Origin of the sequence: Bradyrhizobium zhanjiangense (assembly GCF_004114935.1) — a bacterium.
Taxonomy (GTDB): Bacteria; Pseudomonadota; Alphaproteobacteria; order Rhizobiales; family Xanthobacteraceae; genus Bradyrhizobium; species Bradyrhizobium zhanjiangense.
In genome coordinates this window covers 2,203,651-2,229,860 of sequence record NZ_CP022221.1, presented here as the reverse complement: position 1 = coordinate 2,229,860, position 26,210 = coordinate 2,203,651, and the positions used below count along the sequence as shown (strand labels likewise).

Below are 26,210 nucleotides of genomic sequence, written 5' to 3'. Positions count from 1 at the left end.
CGGCACTTTCGGACGAGCTGGGCAAGCGAGTTCTAGGTGGCCGAGAAGGACTACGGCGTCTTTGTTCGGCTGAGCTCTAGGCCAAACCGCAAAGCACCGAGCCGTGGCGACAGCGCGGGACCAGGAGGGTAGCGGCTTTGCGAACTATCTGGCGAAGTGTTGGCAAGCTTGGGAGACGGTGCTGAGGCGCATTGCCCCCGAAAACCATGCAGAAATGGAGGAGCGGCTCGTCGATGAGATGGGCGAGGAGTTTCAAACTCGCCTGAACCAACGGCTCACCAAAGAGGGCCCAACGGGCTATGCCGATGCCGAGCGGGCGGTCGGATCTCAAATGATTGCCCGCGAGATCAAAACCGAGCTCATGCAATGGGTGTTTGGGACACACGGCATCGAGCTGTAAACGTTGTCATGCTCTCGATACCGATTGTTGTCACCACCGACCGCTCAATGGCAGCGCGACCGAGCTTATCGGGTTGCGGAAGCATCGCCTACCGTTCCGGCGATCCCAACGTTGGTGACTGAAAACAGCAGGGACATGACTGACCATACGCCCATATGCTGGAATTGTTTCGGCAGCGCTCGCCGCCATGGTCAGTTGAAGAGAAGCAGCTCCGACGTCACTCGGCTTGAGGCGCTCAACGAAGAAACGACAAGCCCCAGCATCTTCCGGGGGCCATGGAGGCGGGATGCTGGGGCCGTCGTAGCCTTATGCAAGAGTAGCAAACAGGCAGCGGTGTTGTGCACCACCCGATTCGATTCATCAAAGCGGCCCGGGATCCTCAGCTCCCGGTGCATCCGGACGATCCGCAAGCCGCTCAAGCTCCGCCGAGGGTTCCCCCAAGCCGCATCGCTTTGCGAGATGGAGCCTGACGGGCTCGGTGCTGCCCAGGCAATCCGCCGAGCCGATCTGTAGGCATGAAAGCTGCCACCGCGCAGCACACTGCCGCAAGATAATCAGCTCACTAGATTCCTAGTCGAGCCATCTGCGCCGACACGTGCTCCGGATCGGGAAGCGAGTGCCACGGATGGCCGCCAGCGGCGGCGCTCAACAAGGACCTACAGAACGCAGGGGTGAGCTTGCCGCGGTGGATCACGACGTTCTCGTGCCCCTCGGCGGCTCGAGCGCTCTGCCAGTGCTGATTGTACCCCCGCTGTTCGTCGGACTTCACGTGGCAAGCGGCGAATTCGCGATCGCCGAGCGTTGCCAATTGCCAGGCATGTACCGGTCGCTTGGTATGGATGTGCACCCACACCGGACTCGGCATCTTACCATTGCTCAGCGCCTTGGGCTGAAGCCTGATCTCGAACAGCGTCCCCGGCTCGCCCTTCAGAGCGCACGGTGGATCTGCAGGCGCCAATTCCCCGGCCGCCCGCAAATATTCAAGGTAATTCTGCGACGGGAAGGCGTAGGTCTTCATGCAATCCATCGTGATCGCTGCCTTCCGCGCATTCAAATAATTTGCCTGTCCCTGCACCTCGGACCACATCGCCTTGAGCCGGACTATTTTTTCGTGCACTTCGGGCACCTGCGCAGGCGTAAGCAGGCCACGTCGGCGAGGCTCCTCCAGCGCCGCTACGCAGGCCTCGATCTCGGTGGCTTGCGTCTGCAGGCGCTTAACGACGAGACCCACGACGTGGTCAGCGTCCTCGGGCTTCATCTGGCGTGCTTGCGAGACGGCGCTTTGCTGCGCCGGCAGATTGAACTGCAGCAGCTCGTCCAATCGATTGAGCAATCCGCTCAGCGCTTTCCTGGATGGCGGAGCCTGCCACATCTCCAGGTGGCCGTCCGCTGATTCCTGCGCGCGTGCCGCCTCCTCCGCGGTCGCAAGCTTCTTGGTGCCGAGGTCCGAGAGGACGATGACCTTACCTGTCGGAGCCGAGGCAGCGTCGGGCCTGGCGAGCTGCGGGTCGCGCTGCGCAGCCGTCGAACTCCCCTCGCCTGGCCCCGGTGCGCGCTTGCCTCTTCCCTTCCTGCGCGCGGCCTGGCCCTCAGCCACTACGCCGGCATTTTCCGGTATCCAGCTGGCCAGCGGTTCAATCACGGCGGGCGTCTTTGGCTGCACAGCCAAAAGGCGCGTGACTTCGTTTGCAGTGACCCAGGCACCTTCTACGATCCGGTCCAACAGATCCAATGGAACGTCCGCCCCCATTCCGTCATCCCTTAGCCCGGCAACGATGCCGTGCACTCCTGACGCAAATTCCGAAAGCCGCTCCATGACACCTTCCAGAACCGTGCAGTGCTCTGCGTCGAGCGCCGCTCCGTCGCTGTACAGAACGGCTTGGACCGTCGACAGGAATGCTGGAAAAACATCATCGACGAAGGTCCCGAGCAGACGCACCCGCCCGTCCTCACCGATGAGGGCGTCATTCAAGTCTGGTTCGAACGTGCTCGCCTGCGATTCGATCAGGAGCTGCGCGAGAGCGACCCGCGATTGCAGATACATGCACTTCGTAAAAAGTGCCCAGCCGGTATGCAGGCGTAGCATCTCGGGCGTGGTATCCGGCAAGTTGGCGGTGGCCGCGCAGACGGAGCGCATCCGTTCCGAGCGTAATACCTTCTTTCCCCACCACTCCATGCAGGCCATGTAGCGCTGCGCCACGGTCGATACCGCTCGGCTCAGCTGGGCGGGCGAAGCGTTGGCTTCGCGCAGCCGCTCGAGCACTGTTGCCGCTTTCCTTCTGCTCGCCTCCAGCTCATGGGCAATCAAGGTTGCCACGGCGTTGCATTGGTCCCCCGCAGAAAGAGTCTTTTGGCGAACTCGGCGAGCTTGATCGTCGGGAAGAAGCCTGTGTGCCAGGTTGGGGGGGAGGCTTGCATAATAGTCCAGAACTTCCGAGCCTGTCTTGACGACTTGATCGATCAGGTCCTGGGCCTCCGACCGGTTCAGGGGTTGGGCCGCCTCATTTTGAGAAGCATCAAAGGTTTCGAGCAGGCTGCGCATTTGTCGCCTGGCTGCCTTGATCTCGTCTTTCGTTGGGAATGCCACATCCGAAGCTGGTGGGTCGCCAACGAGCGGCGCCATTCTATCTTGAGACCCGGAGCGCATCCGCTCCACGGCGGAATCGAAAGATTGCCTGGCTTCTCCGGAGGCTGGCCCAGGCTCCCCGCCCGATCCCCATATGCTATCAACTTCTGCAGGCTCAACGTGCGACGTGCCGGCTCGGCCAATGCCCATCATATTCAACCTCCAATCAAGTCGAGAATCCGCAATCTGTCTGACTAGACAGCTTGGCTGACGACTAGCTGACCAAGAGCACTCATCCGGATGCACACGAAAGAAGATGTCGCCTTTGTGTTCCACTTCCATCGCAGCTCCTGTGTTGCTGAACTAACCGCATCGGTTCCAAGTATGATCAGCTGAGACATCACTGGGGCCGACGTGCCTTTGGGGGCGAGGTAGTCCCACCCCAATCTCGTGGCTCTGTGCACGTGGACTGGGCCATGTCATCCCAGACGCTGGAGAGCAGCCAGGAGAGCGCTCGCCTCTTACCGGTGAATTGTGGTCAAGCAGAAATGGCCAGCGTATGTCGATTGGCAGACCTGCGGTCGCAAGAGGCGTCCCGCTATCCGGTAAAGAGACTTCGACCAAAGAGCTTACCAAGCCACCAGCCATACACGGATTGTGACGAGACGCTGAAGACCATCACGAACAACATTTTGCTCTGTCCGAGCAGAATTGACGTGGCGTAACTCCCTTCGAACTACATCTCGCCAAAAGCCGGGCCCCACCCTGGCCGTCGGATCAACTTCATAGAAATATGGCAGCGAGCGTACCAATCGCGCCGAACATCAGCCCGATCAGCGAACCGGCTGTCGGCACGTCTCTAAAGAGCAGAAGGGTGAGTATCGGTTCCACTATCAGAATAGCTCCCACCGATATCGCGACAACGATCCATATATTCTTCAGATGCATGTAGCCCAGCGCGTATCCGAAAACGAGGAGCATGCCACCGAAGGATATCAGGAAAAACATCGGCAACAGCATTGCCAGATCACCGCCGGCCTTCCCAAATTGCCGTGAGGCAATCAGCTCGGCGAATATCGAAAGCGCTTCTCCAAGGAAAATCGCTGCCACTGCTACAATCTTCAATATCAAGTTCATCGGCCTCTACGGTGCCGGCCATCCAAGGCAGCCCGGAGACGCAGCATCGGAGTTACCGTGGCGGTTGCCTTTTCAGCCTGCCAGGCGCTTCCAAGTCGTCCGCGCGCTACACTATCGCTCGTCACGCGCACTTCAAACATCTGCCCGGTTGATGGCGAGATCCCGACATGCAGCGATTGTTTCGCGTCGATCAAATCATCTTCGCTGCTTGCAGAAGCGAAGATGGTTCAGGACGAGCCGAACTCCATTGAGTGCCGGCTGCCGGACCGGAGCGATCAGGGCCTAGGCTGCAATCCGCACGGGGAGAGCGGAATAGCCGTGCACGAAGTTGGACGCAATTCGCTCGGGTTCGCCGACAACCTTGACCTCCAGTCCCGCATCCAAAATCTCTTCCCAGAGGACTCTCAACTGCAGTTGCGCAAGATGTCGACCAAGACAGCGATGGATGCCGAATCCGAACGAGAGATGCTGGCGCACATTCTTGCGGTCGATGACGAAACTGTCGGCGTTCTCAATGATCTCTTCGTCCCGGTTGCCGGAGATGTACCACATGACGACCTTGTCGCCCTTCCTGATCTGTTTCCCGCCTACGATGCTATCGATCGCAGCGGTGCGGCGCATATGTGCGATCGGCGTCTGGTATCGAATAATCTCGGACACGGCGCTCGAGATCAGTTTGGGATTGTCGGTTAGCTTTCGCAGTTCGGCGGGGTACTGACTCATGAACAGGAGGCCGCCGGTAATCGAGTTGCGCGTGGTGTCATTCCCCCCAACGATCAGCAGAATCAGATTCCCGAGAAACTCGCTCGGCTCCATATGGCGTGTGGCGGGCGAGTGCGCCATCAAGGAAATCAGGTCGAGGCGCGGCTCGGTATTGATGCGCTCGCTCCAAAGTCGGGTGAAATAGTCCAGGCACTCCGACAAGATTGTGCTTCGCTTGTCCCAGCTGTCGATTGCATGTCCTGCTTTCGGAGTTCCAACAGCAACGTCTGACCAATAGGTCAGGAGTCGCCGATCCTCAAATGGAAAGTCGAACAACGTGGCGAGCATCTGCGTCGTCAACTCGATGGAGACCATCTCCACCCAATTGAAGGCATCATTGCGCGGCAAGCCGTCTAGAATCGCCCTGGCCCGCGAGCGGATCAAGCTTTCGAGCTTCTGCAGGCTTTCCGGTCCGACTATCGGACTCACGGTATTGCGCTGCTCGGCGTGCTGGGGAGGTCCCATCTTGATGAAACTCTGGGTCCAGTGCTCGACAGGCACGTCGACAATAGTGACACCTTGCTCTGACGAGAATGCTTTGTGGTTTGTATCCACCGCCACGATATCCCGGTATTTCGTCAAGGACCAATATGGGCCATAAGGGCTGTCTTGACAGTAGTGAACGGGATCTTCCCTTCGTAACCGCTCGAAGCAACCCCATATGCTATCGTCTTGAAAGCGCTTGGTCTCGCTTAAATCCAGCTTGCTTAGCGGGATAACAGACGCATCGTCAGCTCTATAATCTTCCAATCGCCTTTTCATATCGTCTTCGCAGATTCTGCTCTCGAGAGCTTACGGATCCAAGGTCGCGATTCACCGTTTCGAGTGCCGAAGCGTTTGGCTGCGCCGGGCCGCTCAAGCAGACTATCTCAAAGTGCGGCTAGCCAACCCTACCATATCGGGCAGTCCGGATCGGATTGACTTTTCAAGTCGATCTACTCAGTGGATCGTGAGAGCTATCACCGCTGGTTGGAGGATGGCTGTGCGCTGGGGGCAGCGTAAAACCGAATGCACAGTCATAAGGTAGCCCTGCGTTTAGGCACGAACGGTGTGGCTACGTTTGTCAAAATCATGCCATGCATAATCGCCTGGCTAGGACTTTTCAGGCAGATCGATCCAGACATCCGGAGGACCATTCAGGAGTGTATCCTGATCTGGAATGTAGATACTATCGAAGACCCTGAGGCCATGAGCCGTTGCCGCTGCAACAATTATGAAAGGAAGCTTGACTTGCTCTAGGTCTTCGAAGTTATCAGCGCCAACAATCCGAACAAAATCGAGTTTAAACTGTCGGAACGCTATTTGAGATGTAGCCCCCGCTAACAGATCCTTGACGCTCGACGCTCCTTGGGCGATCTCTTTCCTCGAATGATTGAGGGCCGTGAAGAGACACGAAAGCTCATCGAGTTCGGATCGGCTAAATCTTCGCAAGCGCGACGAAATGGGCACTCCGTTCCTGTATCTCACGGTCGGCACAAATCGTATCTCACAATCAAGAAGCAAGTCTGCGACAGCGCGCTTCACCAGGATCGCCTGACCGATATCCTTGAGACCGAAGTAGCTGCGAGTTGGTCGCGCATAACAAATCCAGCGAATTGCCCCGGTAACGGCTTCCTTCAAGTATGCCTCAGGCCCATCTAAACGCAGATGATAGTCGCCTTGCGATACGAACGTTCGATAGCCAGGCGGGAACATTTCGGTGTCGTTCGAGGAAATCACGGCAGTTGCTCCCGCGCGTAGGGCAAGGCCAATATCAGCGTCCAAATCGAAATCGTAGCTCCCACCTGGTCTAAGCTGAGTCTTGTTGGGGTAGACTGTGACAATCGCGACGTCATTCTCCGATGCCGCTCTTCTGATCAGTTCTGCATGCCCATGATGCAGGGCGCCTAGGGTGTGTACCGTCCCAATCGTCTGACCTGTTCTCGCCACCTCCCGGATGAACGCTTTGCCTGCGGAAAGACATCCCAGATGCATTTTCTTACTCCAGTTCTTTTGGACGCCGAAAGAGTGGTCTGATCAGTCGGATCGCAGAAGGTTGGGCCTGGGTGTCGTATTGGCCGCGCACGCCAACGAGCCCCAAAGAGCTTTAACGCCCGCTCACAGCTCGGACCACCGCACCAAGCTGCTCTAAGCTCAGCGACATTGTAATCCCTTCTATTTTGCGATTTCCAAAGCAGTCAGGTTGACCCTTCTCGACCACGTCTGATCAACGATGAGAATTCAGCCAGATAGCTTGATGGCTCGCGCGGCTGATCAGCCTTCAAAGCGGTCTGCAGTCCCGGACATCGGTCGGCAAAAAACGGTGGCTCGAATGTGGTTATCTTGGCGCCCGAAAAGTCGACCTTTATGAAGCTGGCCTGGAACGGCGATATCCCACTCAAGTTCGCGTCGCGCAAGGACGATTGGTTCATGCGAACGTATGCGACGCGCGTTGCCTCAAGGTTGCTGCCGGTCATTCCTGCGGCGAGATATGCCTGAACGAGATTGGATCCTTCGAGATTTGCGTGAGCCAATGCCATTGATTGCGGGGGATCACCGGTAATCATCGACCTGTAGAGGTAAGCCTGTGATAAGTCTGCATGTTCAAGATCGCAGTCGCGCACAAAGGCACAGCGGCCACGAAAGCCCGTCAATTTGGCGGCTTGCATTGTGCTCTCTGTAATCGAAATGCTTTCGCCTGATGCCCGAGACAGGTCCGCTCCATCGAGCTGACAGGAATGAATAGAGACACCGTCCAACACAGCACCGATTAGGTTCGCGTTGGACAAGCTTACGTGCAGGAGCCGTGCCTTGGTCAAGTCTGCCTGCTCAAGCTGCGCACTCGAAAGATTTGACAGGTGAAGATCAGCGAATGGAGCGTTCAGGGCTCTCGCCGTAATGTGGCCGCTCACCTTTGAGAGTCTCAGATACGGAAGATGAGCGCCTTCCAGGACAAGGCCATCGACCGAGGTGGGACGCACGATCGATAAACAGTCCCCCTTTGACTGGAAGAACGAGCAAGCCGCCAGATGTGCCTTCGTGATTGTGACTTGGCTCAGCTTGGCAAACCGGAAGGAAGCGGAAGGAAGGAAGCATTCATTGATAGTCGAGCCCTGTAATTCCGCGCCATCGAATACAGCATTGCTCGCGTCGCACTGGTAAACGAGAAGTCCGCTGAGCATCGCGTTGTCAAAGCGTGTCCTTTTCATGCTACAACCGTGAAATAGACTGCCGGTTGCATCAATTACATTGCGCAGACTGGCATCATCGAAGTTGCAGACCTGCGCTGCCATCGCGTGCATATACGCAAAATCGAGCTTGGCCCCGCGGAAACTTGCCCTCTCTAGCCCTGGGCAGATAAGATTCGCCCCAGAAAGGTCTGCCCGATCCAGCTTTGCTCCATAGAGCTGCGCACGATTGAGGATACAGCGTCGCAACGGGAAATCTGACAGGTCGTGGCCGTTAAAGTTCTCGGAGGATAGCTGCAAGCCAATCCCGGTCCTTCTGATCGCCTCCTCGGTTCGCCTCCCGACAGCGGCTACTGCGCGCAGCCGATCCGCAGCTCGGCTCCAGTACCGAACAAACTCGCCATCTGATGAAAGTTTGTTTTTCGACTCTGACCAGTGCTCTGCCTCTTCATTCGCGGTGCACTCGCTATCAGCGCCGATTGTTTGCGACATGTCGACGATTCCGTATTGCCCGGATTACGAGGGGACCTGTTATTGACATCTTTTTGCTCGTCCTTGGAGGTACGCTATGCGACTTGTCGCTCGTCGGCGAAATGGCGACAAGATGCGTCGATGAGGCACCTATTGTGTCGGTGGCCTCCGCAGCCGGCACGCTTGAGCACGCCAACCGAATTCTCGTCGCCTCCACTGCCGCTCGCTGCGATTGTTCACCGGGACCGGCAACGCTGACAACGCAACGGTCGTTTGACAGTGCTGATATGTCCAGAAGCTGCGATTTGTCTCGTCGGCTCTTAATAGGCAAATCCACATCGCTCTCCATCAAAGCGAATGCGAAGAATTCAAGGTCTTGCTTCTTTTTCAGAAATGGACCCACGGCTTGCGGGCGGAAAGTGATCGTTCACAGCGCTGCGCTCAGCCCTTACGCGGCGTTACATAATTTTGATAGCAATGACCGTGCCAGCCGCATCAGGCGCAATTAAGGGCTGAATAGGCGTCCTGAAATCGATATTGACGCCGAATGTTTTGAACCTGACAAACAGGGTCTCATTGTCAGAGACCGCACCATGATCGCAAGGCTATCGTGAAAGCGAAAATTCCGAGCTCGTTTGCCGGAGAGCAAGAGCCGCGAGTCCTTGCGGGCACGCAATCGATGACTTGCAATTCAACACTTGCGGATCGCCGACCTCACGGTTAGCGAATTTTCGAACTCGGCTAGCCCTGCGCCGCGCGCCCGCCGGTCCATCTACATGGGAGCCCGTGCCACAGCTGTCCTGGTCGAGCGATGAACGAGCGCGCAATCGTCGCTAAATCGGCGCGCAAGGCGAATATCCCCGCGATCGGAGATAGACAATTTACGATAAAGGATCGAATTCAAAGGCATTCATGCGATGCCTTCTTCGAGGAGCGTAGATGATTGACCTATCTCTTGCTCGCGCACAAGACGCGGCATGGCGGCGATAAGGCTCTTGGTATATTCAGACAGTGGATTACGAAATATCTCTTCAGTGGCGCCACTATCGACGATTCTCCCCCGGCGCATAACTATCACGCGATCGCTGATATGACGGACAACACTAAGATCATGCGAGATGAAGAGATAACTTATGCCGAGGTGGTCCTTCAAATAGCCCAGCAGGTCCAAGATCTGGGCCTGGATCGAGACGTCGAGCGCCGAAACCGGTTCATCACAGACGATTACGGCAGGATTTGGTGCGATCGCGCGGGCGATCGCAACGCGCTGGCGCTGACCGCCGGAGAGTTCGAGCGGCCGTCGGTCCCGCAGGGCCTGGGAGAGTCCGACCATATCGAGCAGCTCGATAACGCGCTCCTGCCGCTGGCGCCGTGTCTCAACGTCGCTCGAAAGGCTGTCGGATATGATGCGTCCGACCGTCCAACGTGGATCAAACGAGCCAAGAGGATCCTGGTAGATGATCGATATCGACCGCCGCCGAGCCCGGCGTTCGCGTTCAGCGAGCGTGGTCCAAGGCCGGCCCGCAAACTGAACGGCTCCCTCGTCAGGCTCGTCGAGCGCCAGGATCATGCGCGCCATCGTTGACTTTCCTGATCCAGATTCACCGACGATGCCCAAAGTCTCGCCGGATCGCAGTTCGAAGGAGACGCCGTCCACGGCCGCCCGGACAGTGCCATCCGGGCCATTGAAGCGCTTCACCAGACTTGTCGCTTCGAGCAGGATGGGACGAGATTTCGGCAGCGATTGCACGGGTGGCTGCGTTTGCCGGCTGGGCGAACACACAATAGTCGATGGTGACAGTCGTGAGCCGCGCGGCCGGCCTGATGGCACGGCGTCCAGCAGCTGACGGGTGTAGGGGTGTCGCGGATCTTTGAATAACTCGGCGGCGGTGCCGCGTTCGACAACCTCGCCTCGTTTCATGACGAGGATCTCATCCGCGACGCGGGAGACCACTGCCAGATCATGACTGATCAGGATCAGAGCCTTGCCCCGCTTTTTGGTCTCCTCGAGCAGTGCCAAAACATGAGCTTGCGCCGCCACGTCGAGAGCGGTAGTCGGCTCGTCGGCGATAAGGACGCGTGGATCGCGCGCAAGTGCTGCAGCGATGAGAGCCCGTTGACGCTGGCCGCCGGACAATTGATGCGGAAGTTGCTGGGCTTTGGTCTCGGGCTCAGGGACACCGACGAGCTCAAGAAGGGCAATGACGCGCTGCGCGAGTTCCTCGCGTGATGATACCGCACTATGGAGGAGCAAGCCTTCACCAATCTCTTTGCCGATCTGGCGAAGCGGATCAAGCGCGACGAGTGCATCCTGTAGTACAAAGCCAATCTCGTTGCCGCGAATGCGCCGCCAGCCACGATCGTTAAGACCGATCAGGTCCGTCCCGTCGAAGCTCAGCTGGCGTGCATGGACATCGGCGTGGCGACCAGCGAGGCCTACGAGAGCCCGGGCCGTTACGCTCTTACCCGAGCCGGACTCGCCGACGATTGCAAGGCACCGTCCCGATCGGAGGGAGAAGGACACACTGCGCACAACCGCTTTCTCCGCGATGTCGCGCCCGAAGGAAACACGCAGCGAGTCGACCGTGAGGAGGTCTGCCTGCTGCGAGACAGGCTTGGGACGAACCTGCGACATTCAGGTTTTTCCTTCCAGACGGTCCTGTATATGGCGCCCGACGGTGGTGACGCTGAGGGCAAACGCTGTCACGGCCAGACCGGGTATGATCTCCAGCCACCAGGCGTAGATCACATAATTCCGCCCGGCATTGAGCAACGCGCCCCATTCAGGCGCCGGGGGAGCGACGCCAAGACCTAAAAAGGCAAGGCCGGAGGCCCAGATAATGGCCTGACCCACGCCGATCGTCATCATTGCTGTCAGCGGGTTCATGGCGTTGGGAAGAATATGCCTCCAGACGATACGGGGAAATGGATGGCCCAGCGCCTTGGCGGCTTCCACATACCCTGTCCCTTTGATGGAAAGCATCTGGCCCCTGATCATGCGCGCATAGCCCGGCGCTGTGCCGATTCCGACAGCTATGACTTCAGTCAATACCGACGGCCCAAAAACGGTCACGAACACAAGGGCGAGCAAGAGCGTGGGAATTGCGAAAAGCACGTCGACAATCCGGCTGAGGATGCCGTCGAATACGCCGCCAGAAAGTGCGGCGGCGACGCCGAGAATAAGTGCAATGGACATGCTCAGCGCGGTCGCGCCAAGTCCGATGGCAAGCGATTGGCCCGCCCCCTCGAGTAATCGGGAGTAAAGATCCCGGCCCAATTGATCTGTCCCCAACCAATGGGCGATCGAAGGAGATTGCAACGACGATCTCAAATCAATAGCGAACGGGTCGTGCGTCTGTAGCACCTTTGGCATCATGGCCGCGAGGGCAAAGAAACCAATGATAATAAGCGAGGCAGCAACTCGGACGGGAACATGGCGGACGAATGCCAGGAGTTCTCTGAGCGGCCGAGACACGGTGACTTCTGCGAGCATGCTCATGTCAACTTAATCCTCGGGTCGAGCATCCGATAAGTTAGATCGACAATCACACTAACAGTGACGAATAGACCCGCAGAGACCAAAACAGCTCCCGAGACAATCGGAACGTCTCGCGAGGACGTTGCGGCAACAAGAACTCCACCCAGCCCTTGACGGGCGAAAACGATTTCTATCAAAATCGCCCCCGAAAGAAGCTTGCCGAGCGCCCAGCCTGATAAGGTTATGCCCGGCAATGCAGCATGGCGCAGGACATGGTGAAGCCTGACGCCGAAATCACTCATACCTCGGGTCCGCGCAGACGTAACGAAGGGCTGCTCGAGCACGCGCGTGAACTCGTTTAGAACGACTTGTCCGAAAATGCCGGACAGTTCGAGAGCCAGAGCAAGTGTTGGGAGAACGAGTCCAATCGGCGAGCTCTCTCCGACAACTGGAAAAATGCGCAAGTTTACAGCGAACACGACGAGCAGAATTGTAGCTAGCCAGTAGGGCGGCGCGGTTGCCAAGAAGATTTGCGCGCCGCTGAGCAGCTTCGACCATATGTTGTCTCTGCCGGCGATCAACAGGGTGGTCAAAATCGCAATAGCCCAAGCCATCAGCAGCGCGGCGATCGCCAGAACAATGGTGGGGCCAATCTGTTCTGCGATGATCCCCGCGACGGGTCGATGCTGCTGGTATGATTCACCAAGATCTCCATGCAGGATTCGCAATATGTATTTGCCGTATTGAACGGCGAGCGGTTGATCAAAGCCATATTTCGCATTGATTGCTGCGAGCTCGGCCGCGGGGGCCGGCCCGACGTCGCCACTCCTCACATTGATGACGATCTGCGCGCGATCGCCGGGCATCAAACACTGAACTAGGAACGTAAACGTTGCTGCAGCCCACACGACGGCCACACCAGATAGAATACGGCGCGCGAACCAAACAAGCGGATTGTGGGATACGACCTTCACGGTGTCATTTCTTCTCGTCGAAATGAGCGTCATAGAAGACGGGCTCGCCCACTGACCCGTGGTCCAGCCACACGTCTTTCAGGCGCGGGGTGGTGGCCAAAGTCACGTCCAGCACCGTAAGGCCAATCACAGGAGCCTCATCCACGATCTTCCGTTCCGCCTGCTGATAGAGGCCGGTACGTTCAGCGCTATTGAAATCCTGCTCCGCCTTTTGGATCAGCTCCCAAAGTGTCGGATCCTGGAAGCGCGATGGATTGAAGCGATTGGGCTCGCCATTCTGGTCCGGCTTCCACGAAATTCGGAATATCTCAGCGCCGGGCGCAACCCAATAAAGAAGCACGATCTCATAATCGTTGGGCCCCAGGTTTTTTCCGGCGAAGAAATCAGCCGGATTGGTGGGTTGAAGACGTACGTCAAAACCGGCCGCTCTTGCCTGCTGCTGGATAACTTGCAAGGCTTGCTCGCCATCGGGCTTCAGAAACGCGTACGAATAGGAAATGCGCACGATGAGCGGATTGCCGTTCTTGACACGAACGCCGTTAAGGTTGTGCTCAGTCCAACCTGCCTGATCAAGCAGCTGATTGGCTTTCCGAATATCGTACGCATAGGACTGCCCGAGCTCACGCAGGTATTCCGGCGAGCTCTGACTTAGCGCACCGTTGCCTTCAAATGGCAAGGAGCCGAGGAAGGATGTGTCGACCGCGGCCTTCCGGTCAGTAGAATAGGCAAAGGCCTTGCGGACGAGCACGTCGTCAAATGGGGGCCGGGCCGTATACAACGCCAGGCGCAGAGGGGTCCCGCCGGTAACGTGCCGCAATACTGGAAAGCGGGAATTGGCGTCCTTCCATGCGATAGCCGGGACATCGTATATAGCATCGGTCTCCCCCGTGATCAGCGAGCCGTATCGGACAGTCTGATCTGGCAGAAACTTCCAGCTGATCCCCTCAACGTAAGCCGGCCCCTGATGTTTCGCGGTGGCCGGCGCCGAATTGTAGTCGGGATTGCGGCGGAAGGTGACTTCCCGCCCATGGCGCCACTTGTCGACAATGAATGGACCTGAGCCGACAGGGTTCTCGCAATTCACCGCAAGGCCACGTTTGAGTGCCGATGGCGAGAGAATGCCTTGTGAGGATTGGGCGAACACGTTCAGCAAGGGCTGGAACGGCACCTTCAATTTTACCTGCAACCTCAGAGGAGCAATTGCCCTTGCCGATTCGAAGCTATCGCCGAGATAAGGAGCGGCAGTCGGATTGCGAAGATCGGGGTCATTGCTGAGCCATCCGTTGATATTGTCAGCGACGGCCTGCGCATCGAGGGCAGTCCCGTCGGTGAACTTTACATTCGGCTTAATCTCGAATGTGTACACCTTTTTGTCGTCGGAGATGGTCCAAGACTCCGCCAGCCATGGCACAATCTGCCCACCCTCGCTGCGGGCAACTAGATTATCGCTATACTGGCGTTGCAGATACCATTGCTGCACCCATCCTCCGAACAGGCACGCCGGTTCTTGAAAATGCCCGTAACGAATAACGCCTCCTCGCTTTACGCTGCCGGCTTCCCCTTCCTGAGCATGAACGCTGGGCGACAATTGCGACAGGCCCAAGAGCACAACAAGGGTAGCCGCCACTGTTGTTGCTTGACGGTTGGACTTGCCAGTGCAGCGCCTCGCTGACCGCGCATCCGATAAATGCATATCCGGGCTCCAGAGATTTGGTGTTGAGGAAGCGTCAGTGCGGTGAGCTAGCTGTGGCTCGTGCCGGCTCGAAAGGAATAGAAATGCCGAAATGCTCTCTCAGAGTCTGTCCCAGATATTCTTTGCGAAACAGCCCGCGCTTCTGCAGGATGGGAACCACATTGTCGACAAACGCTGAAGTGCCATCGGTCAGAACATCCGGAATGATGTTGAAACCATCGACCGCGCCGGCGCGGAACCATGCCTCAATCGAATCCGCGATCTGCTCGGGTGCACCCACAAGCAAGCGGTGGCCAAAAGCTTGAACGCTGCTGATGATCTCGCGAACCGTCCGACCTTGACGCGCCAGAGCTTCAATCGTGCGATGGTGACCGACAGAAAACGGAACATGATCTGCATCAGGCAAAATCTCCTCCGGGATTGGCCTCTCGAGGCTGAGCTTCTCGACCGCCACACCCATGCTTCGTGCAAGGGCGCCGATGGCGCGCTCCAGATCGAGCAGTCCATCAAGCTTTTCTTTGCGACGAGCCGCTTCTTCCTCGGTGCCCCCGATACAGGTGACAAGGCCCGGCAGGATGAGCGGAGCCGCAGGGCGGCCGAATTGCCGAGAGAGCGCACGCAGGCGCTCTGCCTCCCGCAGAGCCGTCGTCAAGTCCCCGGCTGCCGCAAACACGACATCTGCACTGCGGGCACCAAGCCGTAGTCCGGGATCCGAACCGCCCGCCTGAACGATGACTGGGTGACCTTGGGGCGAAGCGGGATGCGTCAGTGGGCCTCGGATGCCGAAACTATTGGTATCGGGATCGAGCAGGCGGAATTGACTCTGATCTGCGTAAACTCCCGCGGCCTGATCGGCGATGACCATCTCGCCGCTCCAGCTCAGCCAGAGAGCACGGACCGTTTCAACGAAGTCCTCGGCCCGTCTGTAGCGATCCGCTCGCCCGACTTCTCGACCGCCGAAGTTTGCTACCGTCGCCGGGCTCGACGTCGTGACTGCGTTCCACGCAACGCGGCCACGGCTGATGACATCGAGCGATTGGAAACGCCGAGCGAGATTGTATGGTTCATTGTAGGTCGTCGACGCTGTCGCGATCAGGCCAATCCGCTGCGTTTCGCGTGCAATCACCGCAAGAACGAGGGTCGGTTCGAGCCCATTCAGCGGTGGCTGGTGCGTAATGTCGAAGTTTATCGCGGGAGTATCGGCGAGGAATACAGCATCCAGCAGACCACGCTCCGCAACCTTCGCAGCCCGGACGTAGTGCTCGATATCGAAAAAGGCGCTTGGATTTGTACCCGGCCAGCGCCACGCGGCGGAATGGCCACCAGCGCCATGAAGATTTAGGCCAAGATGAAGCATGGAGTTAACCGAAGACATCACAACCCCTCATGCGGCGCCTCTGAGCCAAGAAGATTCCGCTACGTGCTGTGATGTTCTGCGCGCGGGCGCTGCCCAAAAGAGCTTCGACCACGCTGGTTGCCGATTGACGCCGTCGTGAAAGCCAATTTCCAGCGGCTAGTTGATCCCACACGAGTACACTCACATCGGCGCTCCAGAATCTATCAACAAGCCAGCTGCTTCTCAGGAAGGTGTTCTGATGCCCATTCGCGATCGGAACGTTTGGACTCGCGACCGGGCGAGCAAGGATCGACTAGAGGATCTTTAGAGGTCGAGACCACGCAAACGCAATAGTTGAGTATTTCAATCTACTATCGTCTGTTGGCATCCCCTTCTATTGCGACGTCTATCTGTCCATCGCTTAGCCCAAATGGTCTCTGATCAGGCTCCCCGAACACGCGCTGCGTGATTGCAGCGACTTTAATTGGCAGCGCCGGCTCAAAGCGAGGGACATGAATTGATGCGCTCGAAAACACACGACAGATTTGGGAGACATTGTTGATCAACCGCATGCTGCTCGTTGCAAAGCGACATCCGATCAATAAGGCCGCACCAAGCCAACCATCTAATAATGCGATGAAACATTCTAGATTATACATACCTCGTTAAGGCATGCTTGGACGCTGAGCCTTCTTCTGCACCACCGTGGCGCCTGCTGCATTCGAGGATGCTGCGGATCTCTCGCTTGATTGTCTTGCAGGCGCCGCATGTTCTCGCTTTTTCTATCGGTATGATGACCGACCGCGACTTTGCAAGAATGCCCGTCCTCGAGGCCCTCTTCGTGAGCGCGCCCGCGCTATGTGCACGGGACTCAGTTACTTTTGGAGACAAACGCCTTGGAGCGTCAAACATCGGGAGCATCAACGTTCACGAAATCACTCAGTTGGATATCGGAGTGCGTCACCGCAGATGAGGTCGGGCGCGCCTCTCGTGATGAATCGCGGGCTATCAGCTTCATCAATGCCAGTTCGAACCGTCTGGCTAGCCTCGAGGTCCGCGGCCATCTCCGGCGAGAAAGATCACGGACCACACGCTCCCCGCCAGCATGGTGGACGCAGCCCCGGCGTTCTGACCTGCCATCATCGTCCTGCCATTAGCAACAGGAGTGCAACCCGCGAGCGCCAAGAGCCGCTTCCTTCGGCCATCCCGGCTGGTGGCTTTGGATCGACCCAGGAAGACTGATGCTAGTCAAATTTTCATGCGTCGGTGCCTGGGATCTATCGCTACTTTGACCGGAAACGCGCCGGGCTCGGAGATGGGAAGGAGGGGCCGATACGACCGACCGCGGAGATTGCCCTAGGTCTTTTTGTTCAGCTGCGCCTGCAGGTCACACCAAAGGCTTGCGCGGCGATATGTTTGTAAGGCGCGACCAACGTTGTGGTGCATCGTGTGGCGCATCGGCTGCAAGCGTCAACGCCCCGTTTTTCTTTTCCGAACTGAGGCGCCCGTGCGCCAGTCGTCCTTGCCGCCGCGGTTTTTATGCACCCGAATCGTTTGTGGCCCAACCACGTCTGGTTGGGAATTCAACGTCTCGCGGCCGCACAGCCTTTTAATGTTGTGAGTTAAGCCATTACCCGTGTGTTGCGGATGCCTGGATCGAAGTCGCACGCCCGACTCTTGTTTTACGGCCAACGCCCGGCGCACCGAACGCGAGGCCGGCCTCGCATCAGCAGTCCCGACAGAGGACAATGAGCTTCACGCCACCCCGGCCAGGACACGAGCCCGACGGCTGCGGCCAGACTCAGCTGTTCGGATCACAGCTAGCATCTTGACCAGCATTTAAAGGAGATCCACTCGGAGCCGATGCAAGCTGCCCCAGGCATACTTCTCCACGCCGCTCAAGCTCACCGATAGCCGCGCTTCCGCCGCGCTGCTTCTCCCGGACCTTCACTCGGCGCTGCCGTGGTGCGGATAGCGACGATGGCCCCATCTCCCAAACTCCGCTCTGCAATGAACAACAGGCTCGCCGGCATAGTCGGAAGAGCCCCGAGTTTTCTTCAAGCAATGAGTCTGGTCAGCTGTTCGACAGCTAACCCTTCTAGCATGGCAACATCTTTATCCGGACAGGATGCCGACTTGATGGCCCAAACTCTGGAACAGAAGAATGAGTTGGATCTCCGGTCAGCTCGTACGCCCTCAACCCACCCATCCGCTCGAGAACCAGACCCGGTGCGCTTTATCGACATTGCGCGCGTCTCGGTTGCTGATCCTTATCGGATCAACTTCGTACGAATGATATTGACAAGGCTACCAAAGGGAAGGGAATGGACCCATTTGAGGACGTCAACCGATCCGAGGCTCGGATGCATTACCTCGAGCCGCAACAGGAAGAGACAGCGCAAGCAGACCTTGAGCAGCGGCTTAGAGAGTCTCAGCCAATCCTCGCAGCATTGGCTTCACCCGGGGCTGGATCGAACCGGACGGTAACGGATGGTAACAAGAGAGCGCAAGCTATTCCGGAGAATGAACGGTGCACGGCTGCATCCTTTGTCAGAACGCGCGCTCAACTTGCCGCAACGCTGACGTGCGCCAACATTGCGGAACTCAGAAGAGAAATCGAACTCGCTGCGCAAAGATCAGCAGAATGGTCACGAGCGAGTGGATCGTCAGTCGACCGCGTCGATAGTGGCCGCGTTTACGACGACGTGGTGGCATCGTCATACGTGGAGCTGCAGCGCTTTCAAAACCACGCCAGCCATTGCAAGCCACATGCGTTGGACCGTCAAAGCGCGATGGCCCATTTGCATTCCATGGCGGCTTTGCGTTACAACGTCGCCCCCTGGAATATCTGGGGAGGCCAACGACTTGATCTGGGTCGCGCAGCGGCAGAGCACATGAGGGGCGATACCAGGTCTTCGCCTTTTGTGTCGCTGTCCGAGGAGGCCTCACAACTGCTCCTTTCGCCGGACGATGGCAACGAGTATGGCGCCAAAGTCATTCCGGAAAACGCGAATGAGTTGCACACCTACACGGTGCCGAGGGTCACAACTTGGACGGCGGAAGAGATCGTCAGTATTCTCGAGGACGGGACTGAGAATGATAAACCCGCTCTGGCATGGGTGAGTGATACCCCAACTGAGGAGCGTGAGGTACTATTTCTGGGCGGGAACCTGGATGACTATCGGACCTCTAGCGCATCTAATCCATACAGAAAGTCAGGAACAAAAGGCTGAGTGGTACAGGCTTCGAAAAGGGTGATTTGCCTTTTCCGACGCTCGGAAACATCGAAATCAGCGTTTCGCGCTACCAATAATACTCCGGTCCAACTGGCCAGCGCGGGCGACTGGCCCGCTCTTCTCTTGCGTTGGCCGCAATTTGACTGAACGAGGTCCTCATCGGCACCTCGGGCAGCTGCTCAAGCTTCCGAAACCACGGATCGTTTGCTCAGAGAGCCTAGATCTGCGTCCGAACGCAGTTTACGAGCGGTGAGCAAACCCATAACGGCCAGCCCAGATGATCTTAAGCGGGATGGTTCAATCACCTTGTGGCTGCATTCGGCAGCACTCAGATTTCAGGTGAAAGGATCCCAAAAGAGGCGGATGAAAGATAAGAGCGCATCCTGGGGGCCTAGGGTCGAGTGTCATCATCGCGAGCCCGCGGCTGGATCGACTTGGGAATAATGTTCTTACGATGACCGCAGAAAGCGTGAGGACGTCCTTGGCGAGCTCATCTGAAGCGTTCAACTGAGAGCCTTGGCTCCACCCCATATGACGACTGCCTGAACCGCCGATCTTCCAATCCCTGAGATCGAATGGAGATCGGCGGCCCTCATGAGTTACCTGAGCAGCAAGTTCGTGCAACTTGATCCTCGCCCGACGAAACGACCGTCAGAAACACTCTGATTGTTCCTGACGATCGAAAGGATCCGTATCCGTGCGAAGGTGTCCGCACGATTAAAGGATCAAGTCTTTGAAGCGCTCCCTGCTCTGTGCTCTTCGTTACCAGATGAACTTTGCGCCATCCGGAAGTTCGCAGATGAATTCGCCCTGGTTCACGAGTTCGGTGGTCCCGACGACAAGTTTCGAGGCTCGCACCGTCAGCTTGCCTTCGCGGCTAAGGCTATGGCGGATGTACTCGGTCACGGCATGTCCGGAGCTGTCGACCGTTTGATGAGCATTGACGAAGCTGATGCCGTTCTGGACGGTCACCCTGAAGGCATTGATGACCAGACCGGCTTGCGTCGCCGACGCAGGCTTGCCACCCTCCGCTGTGGTACAGCGGCTCATGTCCAGTATGAGCTTTACATTCTTCCCCGCCTGGAGGGCACTGAGCACCTCGGTGTATTTCGGCGCGGGTTCATCGGCTCTCGCCGGCGCGCTCACGCTCGCGGCCGAAAGCAAGGACAACAGAATCGGTAGTGCTCGGCCAGTAAACTTCATATGCTCTTCTCCCTCGATAAGTACCGCGGATTGACTTTTAAAGACGTCGTGCTCGCAAGCCGTTTGTCTGATTCCAGACACCACACGCGCTCGCGCCTGTACAAAAGCAGCCTGTCGCAACGAGGCGCAAGTCGCTGTGATGGCTATTCCGACATCACAACCTCGTAGGTCAGGTTTGCTGAAGTGGCTTAGCTTCGCGCGCATCGACTAGAACGACTTGATCCAGCGTGTCCTCCGCTTGGAAACCACAAAACGGAAGCCGGTTGCGCTTGTCCGTCGCAGTCCTAACGGGCGAGAGAATGCAGTTCTCACATCTGCATAAGGAGACGATGTACGCCAGCCGCAAGCGCCAGCTCGTCCGTCTTGAAGGCTCAGTCAGGGGAACCGATCTCGGCTTGATCGAACACCAATGCCAGAAGGCACAAGGCAGCACCGTATTATGATCCCTCGCTTCGCGCGGCTTCCGTCCAGCTGACCGTTCGCCTCGTTGACTGAATCTATTCGACTCATTCCAAAGCTAAATGACCTCCTTCCTGGTCCGTCAGCTTCTCGAAAGCTGCACCTGCAATGATCTACGCCGACTGCCTGCACTTCGGAGGGAGAAAGAGATGAATGTTGATCCAGGAAATGCCGCAGACACTCCCTTTGAGGTTCACAACCCGCTACAGGAGCCGCACCGGGTCCTCGGGCCACAGGACGAGCTTAACACCCAGATTAGCGCACCGGCGCACAGTTCAGACGATCAAGCAAGCTTCGAGCAGCAGCTGAATGACTTGAATTTAGACGACGTAGATCCGGTCTGCCCAACCTCGGCTTCAGTCCCCTTAGCGGCAAATTCCGCCACCGCCAGGTCCTCGTCTGCGCCAGGCGAGGCGGCCTCGGAAACCAGTCGCTATCCAGCCCCATCATTTGTCGGCGCGCGCGCCCAGCTTGCGGCAACGCTAATGGGCGCCACGCTCCAAGAGCTCAAGAACGAGATCGCCCTCGCCGAAAAGCAATCAGCGCGATGGGCGCCAGCGGGGGACAACGGCGTCGACCGGGATCGCATTTTCGACAATATAGCGGCATCGACATATCTCAAGCTGCATCGTTTCCAGAACCAGGACAGCGATTGCAAACCGCGCACGGAAGCCACCACATCTGCAATATCACACGTCCGTAACACGGCGCGAGATCATTCTTCCATTGGAGATCCTCTGGAGCGATATCCCCTGGACCTGGCACGCCAGGCTGGATGGCATATGCGCGGTAAGACCGCTTCTCCATTCGTGTCGTTGGTCGAAGACCCTTCGAAACTCAGCGTTTCCCGTGACCACCAGGCGAGAGCGATCGCAAACAATGCCAACACGCTGCATACCTACGTCGTACCGAAGTCTGCGGTCTGGACGCCCGACCACGTACTGAGCAGTATTGGCCTTGGAATGAATGTGGAGGATAGCGACAACATCGATGCGGATGTGGATTTGATGTGTTCGCTTGGCAGAACGCCAACCCGTGAGACAGAGCGCTTGTTCCTGGGCGGCAATTTGGAAAGCTATCGAGTTGCCAGCGAAGAAAATCCCTTCAAGCGGGAGACTGGGGAGTAACGATTAGCCAACTGGCGACTGCGCCATGCTCGTAGGTCCCTTAATGCTGACTAGATGACCACCCGAAGGAAGGGTCATCCCGGCGGCGCCGCTTCACGAACAACGGTAATGGCTTGGACACAGGCTCTGATCAACCTATCCCTTGACCTGCGCGAGGGACGAAGGCGCGCCCACATCCCAAGAGGTACCCGACAGTGGAGGAGGACACAAACTCGCGCCATTGTTCGCTCTTCCACGGGCCTCATTCGAGTGCTGCAGCCTCTCCTCGCATCGACCCAGTCGACGCGACACATTTGGAAGAAAGTTCAAAACGTGAGCCACTAAGGCCGCGCATCGATCGTTTCCGGCCATCGATGGTGCGATCAATCACAAGAGCTCGAACGCGATCGCATCAAAGATCAAGTCAATAGAGTCTCGCTCAGCGGCTAGCCGTACCGTCGCACAACAGCCTATTCGCGACCTGGATGCGTTCCATCAAAACAATCGATTTTGCCGATCTTGCCTAAAAGCCCCATAGTCGACCGTGATCTATGGAGGCAGCCTTCAAGAATGTCGTTTGGCAATCGATTCCTTTTTCAGTCCCTTGCCGGTCGAATCAGCTTTTTGCGCTCCGGCGCCTGCATCCCAGAGGTTAGCTCCTGCGCGTCACATAGAAGCATCACGGGGCGCCACTGTCTCCCTGCTGAATTGGCGCGCACGAGGTCGACCGCACGACCGTGACGTCACACCTTAAGGCTAGCAAAGACGACCGCCTTCACAAACTGTCATCGCCTTTGGCTCAAGCTACGCTTTGATTGGACCGACGAAATGCCCATGACAATGGGGAGAGGCACGAGCGTTACGCGTAGGTCGACAGTCTGGTTTCGGATCTGTCGTCATCGCTCCAGAATGCTTGCGAGTTCGAGAGCACTGCTACGACCAGCGGTCAAAGGCACTTGAATCTCACCTAGCGTCAGATTGTAGGATTTCCGACAGCCCCGCGACACAGAACCCGCTCGCGTGTACTCTTCCTGACAGGTAGCAAGAATTGCGAACGTCTCAAAAGCACAATGCTCAGCCGCTCCGCCCCGTCATGCTGCTCTCCTCTCCGGGGCGAGCGTCCGACATCGCCCATTTTCAGATCGAAGGACGGAGCGCCGATCCCCTCGCAAGTGAATCAAGATGCAGCGCGCGAGCAGAACGCTGGCGGTCGCCATCTGGCCCTTACTGGGCGAGATCCGATCATTCTGGCGCCGTGCACCCCGTAAGAGGAAATGGTGCTGGTGTAGCCATCTGGATCTATGCGCGATGACAACACCGAGGAGCTCGATTGGATCGTTCGCAGCTTTCGCTGGGCTGCGGCGGACGAGGGGACCTCGGCGCGGCGGAACTTCAGGGCGGTCGGCATCTTGCGTGCAAACAGTTGGCTGCGAGAGGGCGTTCTTCAAGCCGGGAGGGCCATTGATCGTTTCGTCGAGCATCTCGGCGTGTGAAGCCATTGGCCAGATGCATCGCGTGATGTGTCTTCGAATGCGGAAAGGCTTGCATTGTCGTGACTTCACGACACGACAGGCTCAACAGCCCAGCAAGACTGACCGCAGACCAAGACGAATTGGGGAAGTTTCCAAATGTCGGTTTCGCTCATCTGTTCAGCCACAAATCCGATCATCTCCCGCGCTTTGGTTACGATTGCGCGGCCTGGCGCTATTCGGACTGTAGGTGCCGGCTCAATGCATGCAAGAATGGCTGTGATCGGCCCACGAACGCGTCAGCGGGCTGCCGCGGCCTTCAGCCTTTCAAACAGAATCAGCTCTCTTGCTCGCATGAGCGGCATGTTGAGCGGCGCCGACGTCGTAAGCAGCCCCGAGGGGTCCGTGGTCCATCTGACGACAATGGACCGGCAGAGACTGATCGACTGTCAACATGTTCCGCCCTCTTGTTTCGGGCTGTTCAAATTCACACCAATCCAGCCGCCTCTCAGTTCCATCGAGCCCCATGGTCAATCGTGACGCGCTCAGGTCTTGACGTGGATGGACGAGAGGCGATGAAATGCGAATTCTCCTGGTTGATCATCATGCGGACTTTGCCCGCGAGGTGAAGGAAGCACTCTTAAATTGCGGCTTCGCCGTCGACGTGACACGCACCGTGGATGAGGCGGCGGCCGCGCTCGATTGCGCGAACTACCACATGGTCCTGCTCGAATCGGATTTGCCCGATGGAGACGGATTGGACTGGCTGAAGCAGCTGCGGCGCGAGGGACGGTCAATGCCGGCCGTGATGATGAGCAGTCTCAATGATCTCAGACGGCGGATTGCGATTTTCAATGCGGGCGCAGATGATTTTCTGCCCAAGCCTGTGTCTATCGACGAACTCATTGCTCGCATGCGGGCTATTTTGCGACGGTCAACGCAAATGACGACGCCGGTAGTGACATTCGGGAATCTGCATTTCGATCCGATCGCGCGACAGGTCTCGGTCGGTGGTCGAATCCTCAGAATTGCGCGCCGCGAAGTGTGCATTCTTGAACATCTGCTCAACCGCGCCGGCCGTACCGTGCCGCGCGCATCGCTCGAAGATAGCTTGTACGCATTTGACGACGAGGTTTCGACCAATGCGCTGGAAGTCGGGATTTATCGCTTACGCACGCATTTGAGCCAGGCGGGTGCAACGCTAAGGATCAGGACCGCGCGCGGTGTCGGTTACACCCTTGAACTCATTGGCGCAGCATCGGCTGCCTAGCCGAGCCAACTTGAAAGCAACACTCCCTTGAACGTGGTTAACAATGAAGCCGGCGAGCCGCCGATGGCCGCCAGCGGCTCGCACTATTCCGCTTTTCACCGCCTCTGCTACGTCCTGTGCGCACTCGCGCTGCTATTTCCGCTTGCTGTCACAGCTCAGACAAAGCGGGATGGCAAAGGGGAACCGCCACGTGCGGCGCCTGGCAGCACCACGGGCACGATCAACCTTACCTCCTCACAGGGCAAGACAGTTCATCTGACCGGGCCGGCTGCGAGCATTTTTATAGCCGACCCGGCGATTGCGGATTATCAGGCACCATCGAACACTACGATTTTCGTGTTTGGCAAAAAGGCCGGACGGACGAGCCTGTTTGCCCTGAACGACAACGGAGAGGCTCTCGCCGAGCTGCGTGTTGTCGTCACCCAACCGATCGAGGATCTGCGGGCCGCGCTTAAGGCCGAGGTCGGCGACTATCCAATTCAGGTCAGCTATACCCCGCGCGGCGCGATCCTTAGCGGTACGGCGCCTAATGCCGATGTCGTCGAGACCGCCAGGAAGATCACTGAGCAATTTCTTGGCGCGGGCGCGCTGGTTGTCAACAAGATCCAGGTCGCCGGCTCATTGCAGGTGAATCTCAGCGTACGGGTGGCAGAAGTCTCCCGCAGCGCCGTCAAGGATCTCAACATCAACTTCACGGCCTCGAGCCCAAACGGCGCTTTCCTTGTGACCGGCAAAGGGGGCGGGTCCGGCGCGGCCGGCGGGGGCGGCACGATCGGGATTGGGTTTAGCGCCGGCAATACCAACCTGAGCGCTGTTCTCGACGCTCTCGCGAGCGAGCACCTCGCCTCAATCCTGGCTGAGCCGAATTTAACGGCCATGTCCGGCGAAGCCGCAAGCTTCCTCGCCGGCGGCGAATTCCCCATTCCGGTGATGCAGGACAACCGGCAGGTTTCCGTCCAATTTCGCCAGTTCGGCGTGAGCCTCGAGTTCGTTCCGACGGTTCTCAACAATAATCAGATCAACGTCCGTGTGAAGCCCGAAGTCAGCGAATTGTCGAGCGAAGGCGAAGTCAAAATCAATGGCATGGCGGTCCCTGCCCTCTCGACTCGGCGGGCGAGCACTGTGGTCGAGCTCGCCAGCGGTCAGAGCTTTGCAATCGGCGGCCTCATCAGGCGCAACTTCAACACTGATATCGGCGAGTTTCCCTGGCTCGGCGATGTGCCGATCCTGGGCGCGCTTTTTCGCTCCTCATCGTTTCAAAAACGTGAAACCGAGCTGGTCATTATTGTCACGCCCTACATCGTGCGGCCCGGACCGAACCCGAACCGGATGAGTGCGCCGAGCGACCGCATCTCACCGCCCTCAGACGCGGGGCGGATTTTGACGAACACGGTGGCCCGGCCGCCGCGAGAGCGCGATGCGCCTCGCGCCAGCGCACCAGGATTGACCGGCAGCGCCGGCTTTATTATCGAATGAGGATCGC

Annotated in this window: 16 protein-coding genes; 5 read left to right on the top strand and 11 right to left on the bottom strand. The window is 57.8% G+C overall.

All coding sequences use genetic code 11. The annotated features are described in order from the left end of the window. The first annotated feature begins 178 nt into the window (after positions 1 to 178). Positions 179 to 400, top strand: a complete 222-nt coding sequence (locus XH85_RS10640; RefSeq protein WP_128931848.1) for a hypothetical protein — start codon at positions 179 to 181, stop codon at positions 398 to 400. A gap of 562 nt (positions 401 to 962) precedes the next feature. On the opposite strand, the gene XH85_RS10635 is transcribed toward XH85_RS10640, so the two are convergent. From XH85_RS10635 to XH85_RS10590, 10 genes are all read right to left on the bottom strand, one after another. Further along, entirely contained in the window at positions 963 to 3,179 is a 2,217-nt protein-coding gene (locus XH85_RS10635) for a hypothetical protein (RefSeq protein ID WP_128931847.1), read from the bottom strand. A gap of 570 nt (positions 3,180 to 3,749) precedes the next feature. Further along, a complete protein-coding gene (locus XH85_RS10630; protein WP_128931846.1) occupies positions 3,750 to 4,103 on the bottom strand; it encodes a hypothetical protein in 354 nt (117 codons plus the stop codon). A 282-nt stretch (positions 4,104 to 4,385) separates the two neighbouring features. Beyond that, complete coding sequence (locus XH85_RS10625; RefSeq protein WP_128931845.1) at positions 4,386 to 5,627, bottom strand: cytochrome P450; 1,242 nt, start codon at positions 5,625 to 5,627, stop codon at positions 4,386 to 4,388. Between the two features lie 330 nt (positions 5,628 to 5,957). Further along, entirely contained in the window at positions 5,958 to 6,839 is an 882-nt protein-coding gene (locus tag XH85_RS10620; protein WP_128931844.1) for a pantoate--beta-alanine ligase, read from the bottom strand. Between the two features lie 203 nt (positions 6,840 to 7,042). Then, positions 7,043 to 8,524: a pentapeptide repeat-containing protein gene (locus tag XH85_RS10615; protein WP_128931843.1), complete on the bottom strand. Its 1,482-nt coding sequence runs from the start codon at positions 8,522 to 8,524 to the stop codon at positions 7,043 to 7,045. A gap of 889 nt (positions 8,525 to 9,413) precedes the next feature. Continuing rightward, entirely contained in the window at positions 9,414 to 11,138 is a 1,725-nt protein-coding gene (locus XH85_RS10610) for a dipeptide ABC transporter ATP-binding protein (RefSeq protein WP_128931842.1), read from the bottom strand. Further along, positions 11,139 to 12,002: an ABC transporter permease gene (locus XH85_RS10605; RefSeq protein WP_128931841.1), complete on the bottom strand. Its 864-nt coding sequence runs from the start codon at positions 12,000 to 12,002 to the stop codon at positions 11,139 to 11,141. Continuing rightward, positions 11,999 to 12,955, bottom strand: a complete 957-nt coding sequence (locus XH85_RS10600) for an ABC transporter permease (protein WP_245473952.1) — start codon at positions 12,953 to 12,955, stop codon at positions 11,999 to 12,001. The genes XH85_RS10605 and XH85_RS10600 overlap by 4 nt, the downstream gene beginning before the upstream one ends. 4 nt (positions 12,956 to 12,959) lie before the next feature. Beyond that, entirely contained in the window at positions 12,960 to 14,648 is a 1,689-nt protein-coding gene (locus XH85_RS10595) for an ABC transporter substrate-binding protein (RefSeq protein ID WP_128931839.1), read from the bottom strand. A 34-nt stretch (positions 14,649 to 14,682) separates the two neighbouring features. Then, positions 14,683 to 16,023, bottom strand: coding sequence for an NtaA/DmoA family FMN-dependent monooxygenase (locus XH85_RS10590; RefSeq protein WP_128931838.1), 1,341 nt, complete (start codon positions 16,021 to 16,023; stop codon positions 14,683 to 14,685). 2,324 nt (positions 16,024 to 18,347) lie between these two features. Between XH85_RS10590 and XH85_RS10585 the strand changes: the two genes are divergently transcribed. After that, positions 18,348 to 19,217, top strand: a complete 870-nt coding sequence (locus tag XH85_RS10585) for a hypothetical protein (RefSeq protein WP_128931837.1) — start codon at positions 18,348 to 18,350, stop codon at positions 19,215 to 19,217. A 765-nt stretch (positions 19,218 to 19,982) separates the two neighbouring features. Here the strand turns inward: XH85_RS10585 and XH85_RS10580 are convergent. Further along, positions 19,983 to 20,423 carry a VirK family protein gene (locus XH85_RS10580; protein ID WP_128931836.1) on the bottom strand — a complete coding sequence of 147 codons (441 nt, stop codon included), beginning with the start codon at positions 20,421 to 20,423 and terminating at the stop codon, positions 19,983 to 19,985. Positions 20,424 to 21,031: 608 nt separating this feature from the next. Here XH85_RS10580 and XH85_RS10575 point away from each other — a divergent pair. From XH85_RS10575 to XH85_RS10565, 3 genes are all read left to right on the top strand, one after another. Continuing rightward, on the top strand, positions 21,032 to 22,009 hold the full coding sequence (locus XH85_RS10575; RefSeq protein ID WP_245473950.1) for a hypothetical protein: 978 nt from the start codon (positions 21,032 to 21,034) through the stop codon (positions 22,007 to 22,009). A 2,028-nt stretch (positions 22,010 to 24,037) separates the two neighbouring features. After that, complete coding sequence (locus tag XH85_RS10570) at positions 24,038 to 24,727, top strand: response regulator (RefSeq protein ID WP_128931834.1); 690 nt, start codon at positions 24,038 to 24,040, stop codon at positions 24,725 to 24,727. A 27-nt stretch (positions 24,728 to 24,754) separates the two neighbouring features. Then, positions 24,755 to 26,203: a type II and III secretion system protein family protein gene (locus XH85_RS10565; protein ID WP_128931833.1), complete on the top strand. Its 1,449-nt coding sequence runs from the start codon at positions 24,755 to 24,757 to the stop codon at positions 26,201 to 26,203. Positions 26,204 to 26,210: the final 7 nt, after the last annotated feature.

Coding starts and splice junctions, on each gene's coding strand:
- XH85_RS10635 (WP_128931847.1), bottom strand. CDS start 3,179: ATGATGGGCATTGGCCGAGCCGGCACGTCGCACGTTGAGCCTGCAGAA.
- XH85_RS10630 (WP_128931846.1), bottom strand. CDS start 4,103: ATGAACTTGATATTGAAGATTGTAGCAGTGGCAGCGATTTTCCTTGGA.
- XH85_RS10625 (WP_128931845.1), bottom strand. CDS start 5,627: ATGAAAAGGCGATTGGAAGATTATAGAGCTGACGATGCGTCTGTTATC.
- XH85_RS10620 (WP_128931844.1), bottom strand. CDS start 6,839: ATGCATCTGGGATGTCTTTCCGCAGGCAAAGCGTTCATCCGGGAGGTG.
- XH85_RS10615 (WP_128931843.1), bottom strand. CDS start 8,524: ATGTCGCAAACAATCGGCGCTGATAGCGAGTGCACCGCGAATGAAGAG.
- XH85_RS10610 (WP_128931842.1), bottom strand. CDS start 11,138: ATGTCGCAGGTTCGTCCCAAGCCTGTCTCGCAGCAGGCAGACCTCCTC.
- XH85_RS10605 (WP_128931841.1), bottom strand. CDS start 12,002: ATGAGCATGCTCGCAGAAGTCACCGTGTCTCGGCCGCTCAGAGAACTC.
- XH85_RS10595 (WP_128931839.1), bottom strand. CDS start 14,648: ATGCATTTATCGGATGCGCGGTCAGCGAGGCGCTGCACTGGCAAGTCC.
- XH85_RS10590 (WP_128931838.1), bottom strand. CDS start 16,023: ATGTCTTCGGTTAACTCCATGCTTCATCTTGGCCTAAATCTTCATGGC.
- XH85_RS10585 (WP_128931837.1), top strand. CDS start 18,348: ATGCATTACCTCGAGCCGCAACAGGAAGAGACAGCGCAAGCAGACCTT.
- XH85_RS10580 (WP_128931836.1), bottom strand. CDS start 20,423: ATGAAGTTTACTGGCCGAGCACTACCGATTCTGTTGTCCTTGCTTTCG.
- XH85_RS10575 (WP_245473950.1), top strand. CDS start 21,032: ATGAATGTTGATCCAGGAAATGCCGCAGACACTCCCTTTGAGGTTCAC.
- XH85_RS10570 (WP_128931834.1), top strand. CDS start 24,038: ATGCGAATTCTCCTGGTTGATCATCATGCGGACTTTGCCCGCGAGGTG.